Origin of the sequence: Ciceribacter sichuanensis, assembly GCF_024055605.1 — a bacterium.
GTDB classification, from domain to species: Bacteria; Pseudomonadota; Alphaproteobacteria; order Rhizobiales; family Rhizobiaceae; genus Allorhizobium; species Allorhizobium sichuanense.
In genome coordinates this window covers 352,808-371,935 of sequence record NZ_JAMXLX010000001.1, presented here as the reverse complement: position 1 = coordinate 371,935, position 19,128 = coordinate 352,808, and the positions used below count along the sequence as shown (strand labels likewise).

Sequence of the window (19,128 nt, the reverse complement as noted above, 5' to 3'; positions counted from 1 at the left end):
GGCCCGGACCCCGCCATGCCGCAGGAACGCGCGCCAATATTACGTCACTGGCGGACGTTCCGTTGACAGGCTGCCACGGAGGCGCATTCTGGAGAGAACGGGCATCTGGGCCATCGTTTGCCAATCGCCAGGGAGGCCGAACTCTTGGCCGAAGATATCCGGCGTCGTCTGCGCGATCGCCCGTGAGGCCTGCTTCCTGCGCGGCAGGCCATACCGCTATGGGTTGTCGCCCGCTTCGTCATAGGCGCGACGATGTTCTTCGATCTGGGGAAGGTTGTTCCTGAGCCAGAGGTTGAAGCTCTGGAGGGCCGCCAGCGCTTCGACGCCCATATCCGTCAGCTCATATTCGACGCGCGGCGGCACCTCGGGAAAATAGTGCCTGACGATCAGGCCATCGCGTTCCAGGTTCCGCAAGGTCAGCGTCAGCATTCTCTGGGTTATGCCGACTGTTTCCTTCTTGAGCGCCGAAAACCGCAGTCGACGCCCGGCCGCCAGCGAGAGCCGCCACAGAACATGCACGGTCCATTTATCGCCCAGCCTGCTGCAAACCCCGTTTGACGGTATCGGCATGAACTGCCGTGCTGCATCCAAATCCTGTTGCGAACCGGGCCGGCGGGTGTCGTCCAAGCGTATCATCCTTGTGCCTGACGCTGAAAGATGTGCCGTCTTCCGGCGGCTTCCCAAACATATATATGGATACCTCGCGATCAACACGAGGGCCTGTCATGACCGATCAGAAACATTCGATACTTGTTCTTGGAGCGACCGGCCGTCAAGGCGGATCGGTGGCGAAGGCCTTGCTGAAAGCAGGCTGGAATGTCCGGGCGCTGGTGTCGGACCCGGGCAAGCCCGCCGCGCTCGCCTTGCAGGAGGCGGGCGTCGAACTGATGCGCGGATCCTTCGAGGACATGGAGACAGTTCGCGCGGCAATGAAGGGTGCCCATGGCGTTTTCAGCGTGCTGCCGGGCAATCTGGCGGCGGAACAGGAAGAGCGTTACGGAACCTCCATCGCGGATCTGGCCGTCGAAAGCGATATCGCTCACTTCGTCTATTCATCGGGCGCAAGCGTCGGCGACAGGCCGACAGGCGTAGCGAGGTTCGATGCCAAGCCGCATATCGAGGCCCATATCCGCGAATTGCCCATCACCGCCACGATCATTAGGCCGACAATCTTCATGGAAATGCTGGTGAGACCCGGATTCGGACTGGACCGGGGGCAATTGCTGTCACTGATCAGGCCGGAGGACTTCATCCAGCTCACCGCCGTCGATGACATCGGAAAGTTCGTGGCGTCCATTTTCGCCGATCGCGAACGGTTCGGCGGGGTCACCATGAGAATTGCCAGCGACCGGCTTTCCGGCCACGACCTGGAGGCCGCCATGACGGAGGTGGCGGGGCGGCAGATTTCCTACGCCCGCTTGCCGGACGAGGTTCTGGAAGCCAGCCCGGACCTGTCGCACATGGCGAGGAGCCTTGAGGATGGCCCCTTGTCAGTCCGCGTCGATCTCGACGCCATGCGCGCAATCAACCCTGAACTCCTGACCTTCCGGACATGGCTCGCCACGGTCGGGCTGAAAGCGTTCAGGGATGCCATCGGACTGGGGGAAGGCTGAAGTCGGTTGCGCGGATGAAGGTGGAGGCATTGCGCCAAAAGCAGTCATTTACATGCGGGAAACCAGCAGGTTTCAGGGCGCGTTCAGCCCGTTACCCGGGTGTCACTCCAGGCAAGGGAACGGCCGTCGGCGGACCGGATCACAAGCCGTGCTATCGGCTCGCCATTTTCCCGATCCACCAGCGAGGAGCGATCCTCACCATCAGCGAACAGGTGGTCTTCTCCCCATTGCCGCAGAGCGACGATAACGGGGAAAAGGCCGCGTCCTTTCGCGGTGAGAACGTATTCCCGGTAAGCGGTTCCATCCGAGGCTGGCGCGGTTTCGAAAATTCCCCGCCTTACAAGGTCACGCAATCGGGTGGCCAGGACACCCTTGCTGATGCCCAGCCCGTTCTGGAACTCGCCAAAGCGGCGCATGCCGTCGAAAGCATCGCGAATGATCAGAAGCGACCACCAGTCGCCGATTGCATCGAGAGAACGCGCCACCGGGCAACCGGCATTCCACAAGCTGACACGTTTGACCATCGCGACCGATCTCTGTTCCTCAAATCTGGTTCTATCTTAGAACTGGAAATGTGATGCGCCAAGTGGTCTCAAAACGAAGCTGAAACGAGATCGCAAGGGACTGCGCGGTGGACAAGAAAATGACAGATGGCAACCCGCGAGTGCGCGCCCATGGATTGTCGGGAGTGCAGACGCTGATTATCGCGGCGGCCGCAGGTTCGAGCGTGGCGAATATCTATTACGCACAGCCCCTGCTCGACCTGATGGCGCATGACCTTGGAATGTCTTCGGCCGCCATCGGTCTCATCGTCACGCTGACCCAGGTGGGGTACGGGCTGGGATTGATCTTCATCGTGCCGATAGGCGATCTCATCGACCGCCGGAAGCTGATCATCGTCCAAGGGCTGTTGTTGGCGATCGCTCTTGTCATCGTCGCGACAGCGGGAGCGAAAGCGATGCTGCTGGCTGGCATGGGTGCGGTCGGATTGCTGGCTGTTCTCGTTCAGATACTGGTTGCCCAGGCTGCGGCCCTGGCAACTGCGGCCCAACGCGGTCGAGTGGTCGGCACGGTGACCAGCGGCGTGGTCACCGGCATTCTTGCAGCCCGATCCATCGCCGGGACGATCGCCGATCTCGGCGGATGGCGGGCGGTCTACCTGACGTCGGCGCTCCTCACCGCGGCGATGGTCGGCGTCCTTGTCTCGATGCTGCCGCGGCCATCGGCGGAACGAGCTTCGGAAACATATGTCCACGCTCTCCTCTCCATTCCACGCATGTTTGTTCGTGAGCGGGCCTTGCTCTTTCGAGGCATCCTCGCGCTCCTGATTTTCGCATCTTTCAGCACGTTCTGGACCGCGCTGGTCCTTCCGCTCAGTGCGCCGCCATTTTCCTATTCCCACACCTGGATAGGTCTGTTCGGTCTGGTTGGACTGGCGGGAGCAATTGGAGCGACATGTGCAGGAAGGCTGGCTGACAGGGGCTACGGCCAATGGACGACCGGAGCTTCTCTGGCGATCCTGCTGGTATCCTGGGGACCGATCGCTCTCCTTCCCTCATCCATCGCAGTGTTGCTGGCGGGAGTGTTCCTGCTCGATCTGGCGGTCCAGGCCGTCCACGTCAGCAACCTCAGCGTCGTCGTGGCCCTGCATCCGCAAAAAAGCGGCCGCCTGATTGGCGGTTACATGGTGTTTTATTCGGCCGACAGCGCCATCGGGGCAATTTCCGCCACGGCAACCTACGCACAATCCGGCTGGGCGGGGATTTCAATCCTTGGAGCAACATTCAGCGGGCTCGCGCTCGCAGTGTGGATTGCCAGCCTCCTTTCAATGAGCGCAGGTGCAAACAGGTCGGCCCCTTAAATGTCCTCGGGGATGACCGCCACGGGCCGGCTCCCCGCCATCGCGTCCGCTGGCCGATGCCGGTCGCGTCCATTCGGATATTTCATGAAAGCATTCAGGTAACGCCATGGATTACATCGCGATATGACACTAGCCTTCTCGGCATAATTCCACGCAGCCGCATTTCATGTAAGGGATTTCCATGCCGCTTCTTGATGCCGGGGCCGTTCATCCCATTACCTTGCCCGATGGCACTGTCTATCGCGATACGGTCTATCTGAAGAACGTCATCGACCACCCGCGTATCGAGGTGGGCGATTACAGCTATTTCACACATTCCGGAAAGCCTGAAGACACGGCCCTGATACTGGCTCCCTATCTCGGCCATGGCGTTCGGGAACGGCTGGTTATCGGCAAGTTCGTGCAGATTGCGCGTGGAAGTTACTTCATCACCAGCTCGGCCAATCATCCGATGACCGGTTTCAGCACCTATCCATTCCGTATCTTCAAGCCGGAGACCTTCGGCTACAAGGACCTGCCGGTAAAGGATACGATTGTCGGCCACGATGTGTGGATCGGCCATGACGCGGCGATCATGCCGGGCGTGCAGATCGGCGCGGGCGCAATTATTGGCGCGGCTTCCGTCGTTGCCCGAAACGTTCCGCCTTATGCCGTCGTCGGAGGAAACCCGGCAACCGTCATCCGGATGCGATATCCCGAAGACGTTATCGCCCAACTTCTCGACATCGCCTGGTGGGACTGGCCGATCGGCAAGATCGAAGCCAATCTGACCGCCTTGACCGATGGCGATCTGCCAGCGCTTCGGATGGCTTGAGACGGGGGAGCGTGTTTCAAGGTGGCCGCAAATGGCGGCGGCGGCTTCGCATCAATTGCGGATGGCCTGTCGCGAAACTTTGACGGGCTTTCTTAACGGGCTTCTCATCGCGTTCATCTACAGGTTACTAAGGTCACGCTTCTCTCTGCAGGGTTGCGGAGGCGTGGGCTTGTAGGATTCATCGCGCACCTGGAGTATTTCGATGGCTCATAGTTCATTCATTGTCAGCGCATTCGATCAGGAGCTTTGGTGCACAATCCTCGAATGCCGCTTCTTGGTGGATGACATCGAAGCTCTGCGGGCGATTATTGGCCCCGATGCAGATGATGATCCTGAGCTGGAAAGCTCTTATATCCTTGAGCGGCATGAGATCGCTTCGTTGAATGAGCGCTTTGGCGCTGGCTTTGAGCTTGGGCAGCGACCGAATCCAAAGCTTGAGATCCACTTGCAGCGTGAGCAGGTCGACCAGCGAACCCAATTCTTTCAGGACGTTCCGTATTTTATTCACACGAATTTCGAACTCCCGTTGATGTTGGACGGAAGAAAGAAGCTGGCCCGGTTTACTGACGTCTGGCCGGGAGCCGAGGAGGCATTTGACAAGTGGGTCCAGCAAGGCGTTCTGCATAAGGAAATCATCGTCAGACCTGCTCCGGAGGCGTTGAAGCCCTATGCCATCGATCCCAATCAAGGTGATTTTCGAGATGTCTATTACACCTTGAGAGGTGAGGAATGGCGCATCCGGGCAATGGAAATTCTTTGGGAGGCAGCTACGACCGCAGGTAGCGGTGGCTGGAACGAACATCACGAGCGGCTTGAAGGCATGCTCTTTGGCTATGAACGCTGGCAGAACGACTGGTGGATCGAAACGGCTAACAGGGAGACCGGAGGGATTGGTGGAATTCCTTTTTGCTGCACAATCGATGCTGCCGGCCTGGAGTGGATGAAATCCGCAGGATATCGGGCATTACCACCGATCGGGCCTGAAGAGTTTCGGGTTCGAGTCTGGGAGCGAGATGGCAAGGAGAGCATGGCGGCTTTTCTGTCGGAAGATGACGCATCCGTGGCATTGGCCCGTTTCAAGGTTTCCGGTGCGGCGCAGCGAGAGTTTTTCCCCGTCGGGACACACACAGCGGGGCCATACTTTTTGAAGCGCCATCAGGTTCCGCAGATCAATCGCCATCTGGTAAGGCAGGTTGATATCGTTCTTACGCGATGAGCATCAGCGTGTCGGCAAGAGGCAGCCCGAGATGATGCGGAAGCGGCCTCTAGCAGTGCGGCAACTCAGACCTTCGCCGGAGCCCTTGCAGGCCGTTCTGGCGGACGAGGGCGGCGGCTTTGCGCCTCCAGTTCGGTCATTCTCCTCCTCTACTCGGCTTCTGAAAGCCGACACACCGCTCCGAGGCCGACACTAAAGCTACCGCCGTTTGCCTGATGGCGCCGATAGTTAATCTCAAGTATAGCCATTCTCCACCGGATCGCCGGCGGGCATTTCATCTTCGTCATCGTCTTCGCCGAGTTCTGCCTTTTCGGCGGCTTTCGCCCCGCGTTGCGCGGCGACATCGCGAACATCCTCGTAGACCCCTATGACCAGTAGGGAGTGAACGATCAGGTCGCAGACCTGCCAGTTCGCATATGACGAGGAGGCCAGTCCGTGTGCCACGAGGTTCCTAAGATTGGTTCCGCGGGCGTCAGCGAAGATCGATTTGATTTGCAGGATGATGTCCGGACCCATGGCCTTCTGAACCGATTCCATGGCGAGGAAATCACCGAGGTTGGAGGACACCTCCCAGCCCGGTGTGCCGCGTTTGGCCTTGGTCGTCACCTCCCCCAGATTTCTTGCCAACGTCCGGAACCCTGACTCAACCAGAGGCACGAGCGTGAACAGCGCTTTTGATGTAGTCCGCGTTCATCCAAGCCTTGATGCCTTCGCGCATAAGGGGGAAATCATCGAACAAGTCGGACTGGAAAATGAAACTTGCTATCTCCTCCGGAGACAGACGATGAAAATCCACCGCCTCGTCAAGCGCCCTCGTCAGAAAATGTCGGTTGAGTTGTTGGCCGGTATTGGAACGTCGAATGAGGTTTCCTTCTTTGTCGTCTTCAGTCGACCCAACGGTCGCGGCCTGATGATCGTCGGCGAGGATAGACGACGAGAACATCGCCATGAGCGGCGCGGCCCGCGCTTCGCGTTGTAGCGAAATCCCGAGCCGCTCCTTAGGCTCGGTGAATTCTACGGCAATGTTAAATAGAGCCTGCTGCCAACTATCTTTGTCGATGACAAGAGCGAGGAATTCGTCCACTTCCTCCTTGGTGATCGTCATCGTTGTTGTGAAAGACTGCATTTCCTTGTGACTATTGCGGATAGCTTCCTCGCGTTCGAGCCTGAGGGCTTTCACCTGGTCCTTGTCTCCGGCAGTTGACGTATATTCGACGCCGGTCTCGAGCCACGCCATCGCCTGCATGGCGCTCCCAGCACGCGAAATATAGATGAACGCGTCGGCTATCCCCTTGGCGACACGCTCAACCTCGGACGTCGCTCCCGCCTTGCGGTAGAAACCGATGAGACGATCGCCAACGCTCTCCGCGTGATGGGGATCGAAGCCGTCAACGCCCGCTGCAGTGTATCCAGCGAACAGGGTTTCCCAACCAGCTCGTAACCGCTCCCGGTCGTCTTCGCTCAACGCGAGCTTTCGGTTCTCCAACAGTTCGTCGGAGACCGCCCACCACCATATCTTTTCGGCTACCGCCTTGTCGAAGGCAACGAGAAGCTGGTCCTTTGCCCGAATAATGCGTTCCGCGTCGTTGATCAGGGCCGCAAGGCGCGCTGCGCGCTTGAGCACAACGATGTTATCATATTGATCCGGCCGGATATCATTCTCAACCGAGTCCAGATAGCTGTCGATGGCGATGCGAGCGAATTCAGGATCGGCCCGCTTCTTCGAAACGGGCCTGCTGAACTCCCATACGAGATCGGCGTAGCGGCCTCTCAGAACCGGATGGCCAAGGGATTTCGCTCGCGCCTCCCAATGCTGAATTACCTCTGGTGTCAGTTCCCGGACATCAGGTCCATACCAATCAGAGCCATCGGTCTTGGTGCCTGAACTCCATGCTCCGAAATAGGTGTTCCACGGTCCCATGTTCTCGGCTTCCCGCTGGAGAGCGAAGGCCATAGCATCGGGCCATGCGTTACGGAATGCATCTGCGTTGTCCGCAAGTCTCATCCTTGCAGGGCTTAGGGCAGCCGATATCACGTTGGCCCCCAGCTTTTCTCCAGACTGCTCGAAGCCTTGGATAATGGACTCAATCTCCGTGGGCACTTCGATCACGCGTCGATCCTCCACATCCTGCCAGTCAAACGGCCATGTCAGGAGGTTCGACTTCAGGTATTCGTTTATGTTCTTCAATCCGTAAGGCATCGCCCCAGTTTAACCTTTCGAAGACGCCCCATGTTATCAGATGCTAGCGTTTCGCTCCTATTTTCGTGGATATATCCACGGACATTTAGATATCCGCGAATGAAGAGTTGCGGCCAGCACCCCAGCCAGTCCTCCCTCAGCACCACCGTTTCAACGACCACGAAGCGAGCGGGTTCAGCTTGGAGTTTTTCGAGCAGCCAGGCAGACGGTTTGGCGCTCCGACACCTGTAACCTTCCAACAAAGGCGGCCACCGGTTCAGACGACCTTGCGCGCCATGCCGACGGAGCGGGGTGCGGTCTCCTCGAAGCCAAACTGGGCGTAGAGGCGGTTGGCCGGGACGTCGGCGATCAGGCTGACATAGGCGGACTTCGGCAGCGTCGCGATGAAATCGGAAAGCGCCTGCATGATCCACTTTGCCAGCCCCCTGCCCTGATGCACCGGGTCGATGGCGATGTCGGTCACCTGAAAGAAGCAACCGCCGTCGCCGATGATGCGGCCCATGCCGACCACCTCCTCGCCCCGCATCAGACTGACACCGAAGATCGAATTCGGCAGGCCCTTCTCCGCCGCCTCGCGGGAAAAGGGGCTGAGGCCCGAGACTTGGCGCAGGCGCAGATAATCCTCGATGCCGGGCACGCGGGCTTCGATGCGGTAGTCGCTATTGTCGGACACAAGTCCCCTCCCTTTTGAGATTTTATCCCAGCCAGCCCTGGCGCAGCACCACGGTCTCCACCCCCGCAAAGCGGGCGATGCGGGCAAGCTCGGCCTGCAGCTTTTCCAACCGGCCGGCGGAGGGTTTGACGCCCTTTTCCAGCCAGAGCCGTTTCACATCGAGCACGCCCGTCTTGCGGTCGGCCTTCATGTCGATGCGGCCGATCAGGCGGTCGCCTTCCAGAAGCGGGAAAACGTAGTAGCCATATTCCCGCTTCGGCTCCGGCACGAAGATCTCGATGCGGTAGAAGAAGCCGAACAGGCGTTCGGTGCGGTTACGGTCGCGGATCAGGGGGTCGAAGGGGCTGAGTACGCGGATGCGGGCCGGCGGTTCCGGCGCATCGAGCAGCGTTTCCAGCCCCTCGGCGAAGGCGAAGGACGAGCGCGGCTTGCCGCCATCGACAGTCTCGATCGCCACTTCCTCCAGTTCGTCGCGATGGCTTTCCACCCAGAGCCTGGCTTCCTGCGGGGTGACGAGATCGAAGAAGGCGGCGATTTCGCCAGATGTGGCAAAGCCCAGCCGCGTCAGGGCGCTTCGGCAGGCCCAGTCGATGAAGGCATCGTTATCGACCTCCGCCTCGAAATGCTCCCTAGGGATCACCCGTTCGGCAAGATCGTAGATCTTCTGGAAATTCTCCCGGCCGGAGATCGCCAGCTTGCCGGTGTGCCAGAGATATTCGAGCGCCGTCTTTGAAGGGTGCCAGTTCCACCAGCCGCCGGACTTGTGTTCCTCCGCCTTCACCTCGCGCGCCATGACCGGACCGTTTTCCCGGATGCGCTCATAGGTTTCCTCGAAGGCCCGGTCGAAGCCTTCGCCTTGCCATTTGCGCCAGTTTTCGAGGATCTTCGCCTCGCGCCGCCTGAACCGGTGCTTCCAATAGGGAAAGAAGGCCGAAGGAATGATCGAGGCGTCGTGGGTCCAGTGCTCGAACAGCGCCCGGTCCTTCTCGATCAGGGCGGACAGATGCTCCGGCCTGTAGGTCTGGTTGCGCGAAAAGAGGATCTGGTGATGGGCGCGCTCCACCGTCGCGATGCTGTCGATCTGCACGAAGCCGAGATCGTGCACGAGATCGAAGAGCCCCGCCTTGCCCAGTGCCAGATGCGGCGGCCGGGAAAGCCCCTGCCGCTCCATGAAGATCTTTCGCGCCTGCGCATTGGAAACTGGAATCGCCATGAGCAGGAGGCTAGCGGATGTTCATGATATGTTCAATGCATTTGAGGCTTGTGTTTGCTTTCAAATAGAGGACTATCAATCATGATGACTGCTTGGTTCCTATTTCACCCGCCCTTGGAAGCACGATGATACCTAGTTATCGAAACCTACACCCAATTGTTAAATGGGCCATCGGTATCGCCTTTGTAGAATTCTTCCTTGCCCCATTGGGTACCGAATTTTACGATGCATATTTGGAAGGTCCAATAAAAACACTGAAAACCTTTTTGGCGTCCTTCGGTTTCTTACCACATGGCATCCTGATCGGAGCTTCGCTGGGAATGGTCCTTTCCTTATACCTTCTTCGTGGAAACTCTCCAGACTGGTACAAAAATTTTGACATACGCCTAGCAAGGTTCGACCATGAGGCAATATCTATTCAGACACTATTCAGAAACTACATAAAGAAGGATGGAAAATACGAATTTATACGCAGCAAACAATTTTACAATTGCTCATTTCACGGCCCTGGAATGGTTTTATTTATGGACGATACGAGCATAGGCCCCGGAAACACCTGGGATCGAATGGGAACTCCGTTGGTACTTGGAGATGGAGAGTCCGTCACGGGGTGTATTGGATTCCAAGGTTGCCACTTTGAGGGATGCACCTTTTTCCATATTACCCCCATAATCCCCGAACAAAATTATGAAAGATTCCTTAATACGTTCCCCCCGGAACAAAGACATGTCCTCAAGCCATCAAGCGGAATATTGGCACAAACGCCTCCTACGATTGAGGTGGCCACCTCAAGTGACCGTGCGGCTTCAAGACCTTATGAATAGCATTTTGCCCCCGTGTTTACTTACTCTCGGGCACCGACTAAGTCGTACGGCCCATTCCCCTCCCCTGCGACAGAAGCTATAGAGACCTCCACTTGAAAGTCGGGGGAAGCCGCTTGCAGATCACGTTCGACCGGGCCGAGGTGCGTTTCGGCGCGCATGTGGCGCTTCAGCCGCTCGATCTTGCGCTTGAGGAACACCGCATCGGCGTGATCGGTCTCAACGGTTCGGGCAAGACAACCTTCGCGCGGCTGATCAACGGGCTGGTGAAACCTTCCGCCGGATGCGTGACGCTTGACGGGCTCGACACGGTGAAGGACGAGAAGGCGGTGCTTTCCAAGACCGGCTTCATCTTCCAGAACCCGGCCAACCAGATCATCCTGCCGATCATCCGCGACGACATCGCCTTCGGGCCGAAGAGCCGGGGCACCAAGGGCGAAGCTCTGACGCAAGCGGTCGACGGTGTTTTGACGCAGCTCGGCATTACCCATCTGGCGGACCGGCGGCCGCATGAGCTTTCCGGCGGCGAACTGCAGCTCGCGGCCCTTGCCGCCGTGATCGTGACCGGGCCTGACATGGTGATCTTCGACGAGCCGACCAACCAGCTCGACCTCAAGAACCGCGCCATGGTGCAGGCGGCAATCGACGCGCTGCCGCAACAGGCAATCGTCATCAGCCACGATCTCGACCTTGTTTCCGGCTATGGCCGTGTCCTGGTATTTCATCAGGGGCGGCTCGCCTTCGACGGCGGGCCACAGGATGCGATTGCCCGCTACCGGGAGCTTGCCCTGTCATGAGAAGCCTTCATGTTGCCGGCAAGAGCCCGCTGCACCGCCTGCCCGCAGCATCCAAGATCGCCGGGCTGGCGCTTGCCGCCGTTCTCATCTTCCTCACGCGCGATCCGCGCTTTCTGGTGCCTGCGTTCCTTCTGGCGAGCGGGCTTTATTTCAGCCTCGGCCAATCGATCAATGCGGCGATCAGGCCGCTCCGGCCCGTGCTGGCGACGATCCTGCTGGTCGGCCTGTTCCATCTCCTGCTCACCAATGCCGAAGAGGCCATGGTGACAACGCTTCGGCTTTCCACGCTGATGATGCTGGGGGCCGCTGTCACGGCGTCCACCACGGTCTCCGCCTTCATCGAGACGATTACCCGCGCCGCCTCGCCGCTGGAACGGCTGGGGCTGGTCAAGGCCGCCGATATAGGGCTTTCGGTCGGGCTGGTGGTCCGTTTCGTGCCGGAGATCCTGACGCGCTACGAGGCGATCCGCGAGGCGCACCGGGCGCGCGGCATCCGGCCGAAAGTCACCACGATCCTCGGGCCGCTCATCATTTCGACGCTGAAGGATGCCGACAACATCGCGGCCGCCATTGACGCGCGCGGCATTCGCGGCCAATGAGCAAGGGCTGGGGGAAATTCGCAGGCGCCGCCGCGATTGCGGGCGGGCCTGAGCAAGGGAGACACCATGAACACCCGTGACCTCGTCCTCGTTTCGCTGTTTGCCGCGATCATCGTGGCGCTCGGCCTCATCCCGCCGATCACGCTCGGCTTCATTCCCGTGCCAATCACGCTGCAATCGCTCGGCGTCATGCTGGCGGGCGTCATCCTCGGGGCGAAGCGCGGGGCGCTGGCGCCGCTGCTCGTCATCCTCTTGGTCGCCATCGGCCTGCCGGTGCTCTCGGGTGGTCGCGGCGGCCTTGCCGTCTTCGCCGGCCCGACGGTCGGCTTCCTGATCGGCTGGGTTCCCGCCGCCTATGTCACCGGCTTGATCGCCGAACGGTTTGCACGGCCTGATATGGCGGCCCTGCCGCAGACGCTCGGCTTCTTCGCGGCGGCCGCGATCGGCGGTGTCGTGGTGCTCAATCTCTTCGGCATCGGCTATCTCGCCTTCGGCGCGGGCCTCGGATTTCAGAAGGCCTTCCTCGGCTCGATGGCCTTCATTCCGGGCGACCTGCTGAAGGCAGCCGTCGCCGGCCTCGCCGGCCGCGCCGTGATGGTCGGCTATCCGCTTTTGCCGCAGCGGGCCTGAGCCCGTCAGCCCTTCCTGAGAGCGGTGCCGCCCTTGTCGGTGGCACCATTTTCTTTTGCCGCCCTATGTCGGGCGGCGACATGCCTGAAACCCTCGATCTGCATCCGCAGGCCGAAATCGAAGCGTTCGTCGCTGCTCTCGCCGGTGATTTCCGCCATCGCGGAGACGGCGAGAGGATAGGCTTCCAGCAATTCCGGCGGATGGGCCGCCGCTTGCTGCTTCCCCTGCTTCTCCGTGAAGGCCTGCTCTTCTATCGCAAAGCCGAGCACGTAATAGAGCAGCGTGAACGTGCCCCACGCCGCCAGACGTTCATCGCCGCTCGCCTCCTTCAGGCATTCCATCACCTGAGACCCGACCCGAAGCACATTGCCGGAGACGGGAAACGTGCCGGCGAAGACGCGGGCGGCATCGCGACGTGACAGCAGGGCGCTACGCAACTCGTTTGCGATTGCCGCGAGACGCGCGTCCCACGGTTCGCCCATCCGCATTTCCACCGCCACGGGCACCAGCAGCGCTTCGGCCATTCCGTCGAGAAGGGCATCCTTGTTGGCAAAATGCCAATAGAGCGACGGCGCCTGGATCTTCAGCGTTTCCGCGAGCTTGCGCATCGTCAGGCCTTCCAGACCGCTCTCATCGAGCAGGCCCAGCGCAGTGGCGATCACCTCTTCTTTCACGACAGCCATGATTTTTCTCCATCGATCTCGCTTGACTCCCTAACATCGTTAGATCAACCTAACAACGTTAGATTGGAGATATGCCATGCAAAACTTTCACGAAGTCATCATTGTCGGCGCCGGGCCAGTCGGGCTTTGGCTTGCCTGCGAGCTCAGGCTTGCAGGCGTCGATGTCCTGGTCCTCGAGCGCCGCACGGAGCGCAGCCCGCAATCCCGCGCCCTGACCATTCACGGGCGCAGCATCGAGCTTTTCGCTCTTCGGGGCCTGGAAAAGCATTTCCTCGACGCCGGCCGGCCGATCCCGAGCGGGCATTTCGGTGTGCTCGACACCCGCCTCGACTTTTCCACCTTCGACAGCCGCTTCCCCTTCACGCTCTACCTGCCGCAGTCGGATACGGAGGCGCGGCTTGAAGAACGCGCCATCGAACTCGGCGCCAGAGTGCTGCGCGGCGAGAGCGTTACGGAGATCGAAGAGCAGGATGGGCAGGTACTCGTTTCGACGGATCGGGCGGTCCATGCCTGCGCCTATCTGGTCGGCGCGGATGGCGCGAGAAGCATCGTGCGGGAAAGCGCTGGCATCCCGTTTTCCGGCGCGCCGGCCCGCCACACGATGATGCTTGCCGACGTCGTGCTTGGAACTCCGCCGGCACGGTCGGTCCTGTCGACGGTCAACGAAAACGGATGCGCCATGGTGGCGCCGCTTGGAGACGGACAGCATCACCGCATCGTTCTGGTCGATCCCCTGCGCAGCCATGTGGCCCGCACGGAACCAGTGACGCTTGAGGAAGTGACGCAATCCGCCCGGCGCATTCTGGGCAGCGATTTCGGCGCGCGCGACCCGATCTGGATGTCACGTTTCGCGGACGAGACGCGCCTTGCCGACAGCTACCGGCGCGGACGTATCCTGCTTGCCGGCGATGCCGCGCATATCCATGCGCCGGCCGGTGGCCAGGGCATGAATGTCGGACTTCAGGACGCCATGAACCTCGGCTGGAAGCTGGCCATGGTGGTGCGCGGCCATGCTCCTGCAACGCTGCTGGATAGCTATGGCGAAGAACGCCGCCCGGTGGGTGAAGGCCTGTACAAGAACACGCTTGCCCAGGTCGCGCTGATGACCGAATTCAACCCGGCAACACTGGCGCTCAGGGAAACCCTGAACGGGCTGTTGCAAATCCCGGCGGTCAACCACCGGCTGGCGGCGGAGCTTTCCGGCTTCGGCGTCCGCTACGGCCGGACGGATACCGACGTCGTCGGCACCGACCATCCGAAGGCTGGCACATCGGTTGGCGATGTCGAACTCGTGCTCGACGACGGCTCGGAGACCACGCTTTACCAACTGATGCAGGATGGCCGGTGGCTCGATCTTTCCCTTCAGCCAGGCATTCGCGCAGCACGTCCGGGTTGGCTGCGTGAGGAGAATGTCACGACCATCTCCGCAAAGATGAAGAGCGTCCAGCCCGCCGATCTCCCCATGGGCCAGCCGGTGGCAATGACGATCCGGCCCGACGGGTACCTCTATGCGGCAGCGTGAGATGATGTCGATCGAAAGGTTCGACCCGCCGAGCCTCACGCAATCCTTCGTCGATCACATCGCCCAGATCGCCATTGCACCGCCTGCGTCAAGGCTTGCGGCGATCTCCGGACAGGTGGCGCTCGATGCGGATGGAAACCTCGTCGCGCCCGGCGATCATGCCGGGCAGGCTCGCCAGTGCTTCGCCAATATCCGGCACGCGCTTGCGGCAATCGGTGCCGAACCGGAGCAGATCCTGCAGATGCGCATCCATGTCGTGGGCCATCGGCCGGAACTGATCGGCCCCATATTCGAGGCGGGGCGGGAGGTGTTCGCCGAGCGCTGGCCTGTTACCGCCAGCACATGGGTCGGGGTGGAAACCCTCGCCATGCCCGAATGGCTGGTGGAGATCGAGGCGCTGGTTACGGTTCCGTCCTCGCCGTGATTTCCCCTGCTTCCGCTGACTCAATCCCGCCGCTGCATCCACCATGCGGCGGCGGCAAGCCCTATCGCCCCGAGCCACGACGCGAGCGAGACGGCGAGCGCCACGACATAGGTTTCGTAGGAGCGGCCGGCAAGCAGCCATTGCAGCAGCAGGCCTGCGAGCCATCCGCCGACTGCGGCAACGACCACCCATGCGATACGGATCTTCGCTCCCGGTGCGGCTCTCGTCTCGGGATTGCGTCTCCCGGAGACGATCCAGTACCAGATGCCCGCCACCAGAGCGCTGACCACCGCCACCATGGGGCAGATGAAGAATGCCAGCCCCATGGCATTGGCGCCTTCGAACTGCGACACCTCGAAGACATCGAAGGCCGCAAGTCCCACGCCGAGTGCTGCCAGATAGCCGCCGACCAGACCGGCGAGCATGACAAGCAGCGTTTTCAAAAGTCTCATCCCCATCGAGAACCTCCCTCCCCCAAAGCAGTTCCGAGCAGGTTTGCAGCGTGCACCGGTTCTTCACCAAAACCGATACGTTTCTCCGTATTGCCGCCTACCACCTTCGCTTCCTAGGATCATCCCTGCTTGGAGGAGTGTCCAGACCGTGTTCCCGCCCATGGGAGGCGGCATCCACACAAGGTGGAGGACAGCAAGCAGAGACCCACCAACTTCGGGAGGAACTGCCATGAAATGGACTGCGCCGAAATTCATCGAAGTCAGCTGCGGCATGGAAATCAACCGCTACGCCCCGGCGGACGGTGACGAACCCGTCCTGTTCTGATCGCGCGACGGGCACGGGGCGATGAGCAAGCTTCGTTTCCTCGTGCTCGGCGCGGCCGCCGGCGGCGGGTTGCCGCAATGGAATTGCGGCTGTCGCAACTGCATGGCGGCGCGCGATCCGGTCTCGGGCATGACGCCGCAGAGCCAATCGTCGCTGGCGGTCAGCGCCGACGGTGAAAACTGGGCGATTTTCAACGCCTCGCCGGACATCCGGGCACAGATCGAGAAAAACGCCTGCCTGCATCCGCGCGGCCTGCGCGGCAGCCCGATTCGTAGCGTCATCGTCACCAATGGCGATATCGACCATGTCACCGGCCTCCTGACGCTTCGGGAAAAGCAGCCGTTCACGCTGTTTGCCACAGCGACGCTGATGGAAACGCTGCGGCAAAACCCGGTTTTCGAGGTTCTGGACCCTGCCCTCGTGGAGCGGAAGACCATCGGGCTCGACACCGTCTTTTCTCCCCTTCCGGGGATGCGGATACGGCTGTTTCCGGTCCCCGGCAAGGCTCCGCTCTATCTCGAAGCAGAAGGCCTCAGGCTCGGGCAGGAGAGCGAGGACACGGTTGGGGTGGAGTTCCTGATCGGCGAACGGCGGGCCTTTTACATTCCCGGCTGCGGGGCGATGACGCCAGCGCTTGGTGCTCGCCTCAAGGGAGCCGACCTCGTCTTCTTCGACGGCACCGTCTTTAGCGACGACGAGATGATTTCAGCCGGCGTCGGCCACAAGACCGGGCGGCGCATGGGACACATGCCGATCAGCGGTCCCGGCGGCAGCCTTGCAACCCTTTCCACACTTTCGATCGCACGGAAAATCTACGTGCACATCAACAATACCAACCCGATCTGGCAGGCCGGACCGGAGCGCCGGCAGGTGGAAACCGCGGGCTTCGAGATCGGCCATGACGGCATGGAGGTGAGCCTTGCAGACATCAGCATCCCCGCAGATATCGACGTCGCCTGAAAAAGCCGCCTTCGAGGCGCGTCTCAGGTCCATCGGCGCGGCACGTTATCACGACAAGCACCCCTTTCACCGGATGCTGCATGGCGGCGCGTGTTCGATGACGCAGGTGCGCGCCTGGGTCATCAACCGCTATTACTACCAGAGCCGCATCCCGATGAAGGACGCGGCACTCCTTTCGCGCTGCGAAAATCCCCGGCTCCGGCGTATCTGGCGCAGCCGCATCGAGGATCATGACGGAGGCTTGGCGGAGGGCGGCGGCATCCGGCGGTGGCTGAGGCTGGCGGAAGCCGTGGGGCTCGATCCCGATTATGTCGCCTCGACCCGCGGCGTTCTGCCGGGCACCCGTTTTGCCGTCGACGCCTATGTGCATTTCGTGCGGGAAAAGACCCTGCTGGAGGCGGTGGCCTCGTCGCTGACCGAACTCTTTGCGCCGGCTATCCACGAGAACCGTATCGCCGGGCTGCTGAAACACTATGCCTTTGCCGATGATGCCGCCCTCTCCTACTTCCGCCAGCGGCTGAACGAAGCGCCGCAGGACGTCGCCTTCGGGCTTGCCCATGTACTCGACCATGCCGACACACTCGAAAAGCAGGATGCGGCGGCGGCGGCGCTGACCTTCAAGACCGATGTGCTCTGGTCGCAACTGGACACGCTGCATTCGGCTTACGTGGCACCGGCGCGCATTCCGCCCGGCGGCTGGGACGGACGCGAGGGCGTGACCGGCGAGATCGACGATCAACCCTTGCAGGGAGCGGCTGAATGAGCGGAAGCGACGCCCCTGATGCCCCGGCAGCCACCGTCGATGGCAACACCGTCGCCAGGCTCGCCCGCGGCGTGAAGCTGCGGGAAGATCCGGTTCGCGGGCAGACGGTGCTGCTTGCCCCCGAACGGGCGCTGGCGTTGGACGAGATTGCGGTTTCCATCGTCAGGGCGCTCGACGGCAAGCGCAGCCTCGACGAGATCGCGGAGGATTTTTCCCGACAGTTCGATGCGCCGAAAGAGGCCGTGCTCGCCGATGTCATCGCCTTTATCCGGGAGTTTTCCAACCGGCGGCTGCTGGAGCTTGCCTTATGAACGAGCACTCAAGTCCCGCCCGCTTCGTCACGCAACGTCCCGCGCCGCCAATCGCCATGCTGGCGGAACTGACCCATCGCTGTCCGCTCGCCTGTCCCTACTGCTCCAATCCGCTCGAACTCACTCGCGCGTCGGAGGAGCTTTCGACCGCCGAGTGGATCGATGTCTTCCGGCAGGCCGCCGGGCTCGGCGTGCTGCACCTGCATCTTTCCGGCGGCGAGCCTGCCTCGCGCCGCGATCTCGTCGATCTCACGCGGGCGGCAGCCGGTTTCGGCCTTTACACCAATCTCATCACCTCAGGCATCGGGCTGACCGAAGCGCGCATTACAGAACTTGCCGATGCCGGTCTCGACCACCTGCAGCTTTCACTGCAGGGCGCGACGCCGGAGAAGGCCGATATCGTCGGCGGCTACGCGGGCGGCTATGCGCGCAAGATTGCGGTCGCCGGCTGGACGCGAAACGTGGGCATTCCGCTCACCGTCAATGCCGTCTGCCACAAGCAGAACATGCACGAACTCGAAGCCATGGTGGCGCTTGCCATCGAACTCGGCGCGCGCCGCATCGAAATCGCCACCGTACAATTCCACGGCTGGGCCGAACGCAACCGGCAGGCACTGATGCCGACCCGTGCACAGGTGGAAACCGCAGACGCCTTCGTGGCGGAAGCCCGCCGCCGGCATGAAGGGGTGCTGGTGATCGATTACGTACCGGCCGACCATCATTCCAGCTACCCGAAGGCCTGCATGGGCGGCTGGGGATCGAGCGGGCTGAACGTCACGCCATCGGGGCGGGTTCTCCCTTGCCATGCGGCGGAGACCATCAATGGGCTCGCCTTCGACAATGTGCGAGACCGCGGGCTTGCCGATATCTGGTACGAAGGGAGCGCCTTCAACGCCTTTCGTGGCGACGACTGGATGCGGGAGCCCTGCCGAAGCTGCGCCCGCAAGCACATCGACCACGGCGGCTGTCGCTGCCAGGCGATGGCGCTTGCCGGCGATGCGCGCGCCACCGACCCCGTCTGCATGCATTCACCGCTCCACGCAGCCCTTGCGGCAGCAGCCGAGGAGGACGGCCTCGCCGAGCATCCCGCATTCGTCTATCGGGGGCGGCAGCCATCCAGCCAGCCTGTATAAACGGCGCCATCCGGAGCTTGCCGACGAACTGCGTTGAAATGGGCGATCGTCAGTTCCAAGACGGCAGTCCTTTGTCTGAAGCACGGGGCGATCTTTCAGATTCGCTTCCCGCGCTTCA

At 61.1% G+C, this 19,128-nt stretch carries 23 protein-coding genes; 15 read left to right on the top strand and 8 right to left on the bottom strand.

Translation table 11 applies throughout. The features are described from left to right. Positions 1 to 216: 216 nt before the first annotated feature. Positions 217 to 636 (bottom strand): winged helix-turn-helix transcriptional regulator, encoded by a 420-nt coding sequence (locus tag NBH21_RS01730; protein WP_250912235.1) that lies wholly within the window; start codon positions 634 to 636, stop codon positions 217 to 219. A gap of 89 nt (positions 637 to 725) precedes the next feature. Here NBH21_RS01730 and NBH21_RS01725 point away from each other — a divergent pair, with 89 nt between their 5' ends. Then, entirely contained in the window at positions 726 to 1,613 is an 888-nt protein-coding gene (locus tag NBH21_RS01725; RefSeq protein WP_250912234.1) for an NmrA/HSCARG family protein, read from the top strand. A gap of 83 nt (positions 1,614 to 1,696) precedes the next feature. Here NBH21_RS01725 and NBH21_RS01720 read toward each other — a convergent pair whose 3' ends face one another. Then, positions 1,697 to 2,137 (bottom strand): winged helix-turn-helix transcriptional regulator, encoded by a 441-nt coding sequence (locus NBH21_RS01720; RefSeq protein ID WP_250912233.1) that lies wholly within the window; start codon positions 2,135 to 2,137, stop codon positions 1,697 to 1,699. A gap of 119 nt (positions 2,138 to 2,256) precedes the next feature. Here NBH21_RS01720 and NBH21_RS01715 point away from each other — a divergent pair, with 119 nt between their 5' ends. From NBH21_RS01715 to NBH21_RS01705, 3 genes are all read left to right on the top strand, one after another. Beyond that, a complete protein-coding gene (locus NBH21_RS01715; protein ID WP_280924855.1) occupies positions 2,257 to 3,474 on the top strand; it encodes an MFS transporter in 1,218 nt (405 codons plus the stop codon). 181 nt (positions 3,475 to 3,655) lie between these two features. Continuing rightward, positions 3,656 to 4,288, top strand: a complete 633-nt coding sequence (locus NBH21_RS01710) for a CatB-related O-acetyltransferase (protein ID WP_250912231.1) — start codon at positions 3,656 to 3,658, stop codon at positions 4,286 to 4,288. A 202-nt stretch (positions 4,289 to 4,490) separates the two neighbouring features. Then, positions 4,491 to 5,504 carry a hypothetical protein gene (locus NBH21_RS01705; RefSeq protein WP_250912230.1) on the top strand — a complete coding sequence of 338 codons (1,014 nt, stop codon included), beginning with the start codon at positions 4,491 to 4,493 and terminating at the stop codon, positions 5,502 to 5,504. Between the two features lie 234 nt (positions 5,505 to 5,738). On the opposite strand, the gene NBH21_RS01700 is transcribed toward NBH21_RS01705, so the two are convergent. The 4 genes from NBH21_RS01700 to NBH21_RS01685 all read right to left on the bottom strand — a co-directional run bounded on the left by NBH21_RS01700 (position 5,739) and on the right by NBH21_RS01685 (position 9,590). Next, complete coding sequence (locus NBH21_RS01700) at positions 5,739 to 6,131, bottom strand: DUF4209 domain-containing protein (protein WP_250912229.1); 393 nt, start codon at positions 6,129 to 6,131, stop codon at positions 5,739 to 5,741. Positions 6,132 to 6,147: 16 nt separating this feature from the next. Then, a complete protein-coding gene (locus NBH21_RS01695; protein WP_250912228.1) occupies positions 6,148 to 7,704 on the bottom strand; it encodes a DUF7380 domain-containing protein in 1,557 nt (518 codons plus the stop codon). A gap of 256 nt (positions 7,705 to 7,960) precedes the next feature. Then, complete coding sequence (locus NBH21_RS01690) at positions 7,961 to 8,377, bottom strand: GNAT family N-acetyltransferase (protein WP_250912227.1); 417 nt, start codon at positions 8,375 to 8,377, stop codon at positions 7,961 to 7,963. 22 nt (positions 8,378 to 8,399) lie between these two features. Further along, a complete protein-coding gene (locus NBH21_RS01685) occupies positions 8,400 to 9,590 on the bottom strand; it encodes a winged helix-turn-helix domain-containing protein (RefSeq protein WP_250912226.1) in 1,191 nt (396 codons plus the stop codon). A gap of 92 nt (positions 9,591 to 9,682) precedes the next feature. On the opposite strand from NBH21_RS01685, the gene NBH21_RS01680 reads away from it, so the two are divergent. The 4 genes from NBH21_RS01680 to NBH21_RS01665 all read left to right on the top strand — a co-directional run bounded on the left by NBH21_RS01680 (position 9,683) and on the right by NBH21_RS01665 (position 12,437). After that, the gene (locus NBH21_RS01680; protein WP_250912225.1) at positions 9,683 to 10,414 is read left to right on the top strand and encodes a hypothetical protein; all 732 of its coding nucleotides are present in this window, start codon (positions 9,683 to 9,685) and stop codon (positions 10,412 to 10,414) included. A 113-nt stretch (positions 10,415 to 10,527) separates the two neighbouring features. After that, on the top strand, positions 10,528 to 11,208 hold the full coding sequence (locus NBH21_RS01675) for an energy-coupling factor ABC transporter ATP-binding protein (protein ID WP_250912224.1): 681 nt from the start codon (positions 10,528 to 10,530) through the stop codon (positions 11,206 to 11,208). Continuing rightward, positions 11,205 to 11,807, top strand: a complete 603-nt coding sequence (locus NBH21_RS01670) for an energy-coupling factor transporter transmembrane component T family protein (RefSeq protein WP_250912223.1) — start codon at positions 11,205 to 11,207, stop codon at positions 11,805 to 11,807. The genes NBH21_RS01675 and NBH21_RS01670 overlap by 4 nt, the downstream gene beginning before the upstream one ends. 66 nt (positions 11,808 to 11,873) lie before the next feature. Then, on the top strand, positions 11,874 to 12,437 hold the full coding sequence (locus tag NBH21_RS01665) for a biotin transporter BioY (RefSeq protein WP_250912222.1): 564 nt from the start codon (positions 11,874 to 11,876) through the stop codon (positions 12,435 to 12,437). Positions 12,438 to 12,442: 5 nt separating this feature from the next. Here NBH21_RS01665 and NBH21_RS01660 read toward each other — a convergent pair whose 3' ends face one another. After that, entirely contained in the window at positions 12,443 to 13,120 is a 678-nt protein-coding gene (locus NBH21_RS01660) for a TetR/AcrR family transcriptional regulator C-terminal domain-containing protein (protein ID WP_250912221.1), read from the bottom strand. Positions 13,121 to 13,196: 76 nt separating this feature from the next. Between NBH21_RS01660 and NBH21_RS01655 the strand changes: the two genes are divergently transcribed. Both NBH21_RS01655 and NBH21_RS01650 read left to right on the top strand, forming a co-directional pair. Then, the gene (locus tag NBH21_RS01655; protein ID WP_250912220.1) at positions 13,197 to 14,642 is read left to right on the top strand and encodes an FAD-dependent monooxygenase; all 1,446 of its coding nucleotides are present in this window, start codon (positions 13,197 to 13,199) and stop codon (positions 14,640 to 14,642) included. After that, complete coding sequence (locus NBH21_RS01650) at positions 14,629 to 15,066, top strand: RidA family protein (RefSeq protein ID WP_250912219.1); 438 nt, start codon at positions 14,629 to 14,631, stop codon at positions 15,064 to 15,066. The genes NBH21_RS01655 and NBH21_RS01650 overlap by 14 nt, the downstream gene beginning before the upstream one ends. A 20-nt stretch (positions 15,067 to 15,086) precedes the next feature. Here NBH21_RS01650 and NBH21_RS01645 read toward each other — a convergent pair whose 3' ends face one another. Further along, positions 15,087 to 15,524, bottom strand: coding sequence for a hypothetical protein (locus tag NBH21_RS01645; protein ID WP_250912218.1), 438 nt, complete (start codon positions 15,522 to 15,524; stop codon positions 15,087 to 15,089). Between the two features lie 223 nt (positions 15,525 to 15,747). Between NBH21_RS01645 and pqqA the strand changes: the two genes are divergently transcribed. From pqqA to pqqE, 5 genes are read left to right on the top strand one after another with little or no spacing between them, the layout of a single operon-like run. Beyond that, positions 15,748 to 15,843 (top strand): pyrroloquinoline quinone precursor peptide PqqA, encoded by a 96-nt coding sequence (gene pqqA, locus NBH21_RS01640; RefSeq protein WP_099056987.1) that lies wholly within the window; start codon positions 15,748 to 15,750, stop codon positions 15,841 to 15,843. 21 nt (positions 15,844 to 15,864) lie between these two features. Further along, positions 15,865 to 16,803 (top strand): pyrroloquinoline quinone biosynthesis protein PqqB, encoded by a 939-nt coding sequence (gene pqqB, locus NBH21_RS01635; protein WP_250912217.1) that lies wholly within the window; start codon positions 15,865 to 15,867, stop codon positions 16,801 to 16,803. Next, positions 16,763 to 17,566 carry a pyrroloquinoline-quinone synthase PqqC gene (gene pqqC / locus NBH21_RS01630; RefSeq protein WP_280924833.1) on the top strand — a complete coding sequence of 268 codons (804 nt, stop codon included), beginning with the start codon at positions 16,763 to 16,765 and terminating at the stop codon, positions 17,564 to 17,566. The genes pqqB and pqqC overlap by 41 nt, the downstream gene beginning before the upstream one ends. Next, positions 17,563 to 17,877, top strand: a complete 315-nt coding sequence (pqqD, locus tag NBH21_RS01625) for a pyrroloquinoline quinone biosynthesis peptide chaperone PqqD (RefSeq protein ID WP_250912216.1) — start codon at positions 17,563 to 17,565, stop codon at positions 17,875 to 17,877. Before pqqC ends, pqqD begins: the two co-directional genes overlap by 4 nt. Next, complete coding sequence (gene pqqE, locus NBH21_RS01620; protein ID WP_250912215.1) at positions 17,874 to 19,010, top strand: pyrroloquinoline quinone biosynthesis protein PqqE; 1,137 nt, start codon at positions 17,874 to 17,876, stop codon at positions 19,008 to 19,010. Before pqqD ends, pqqE begins: the two co-directional genes overlap by 4 nt. Positions 19,011 to 19,128 lie beyond the last annotated feature (118 nt).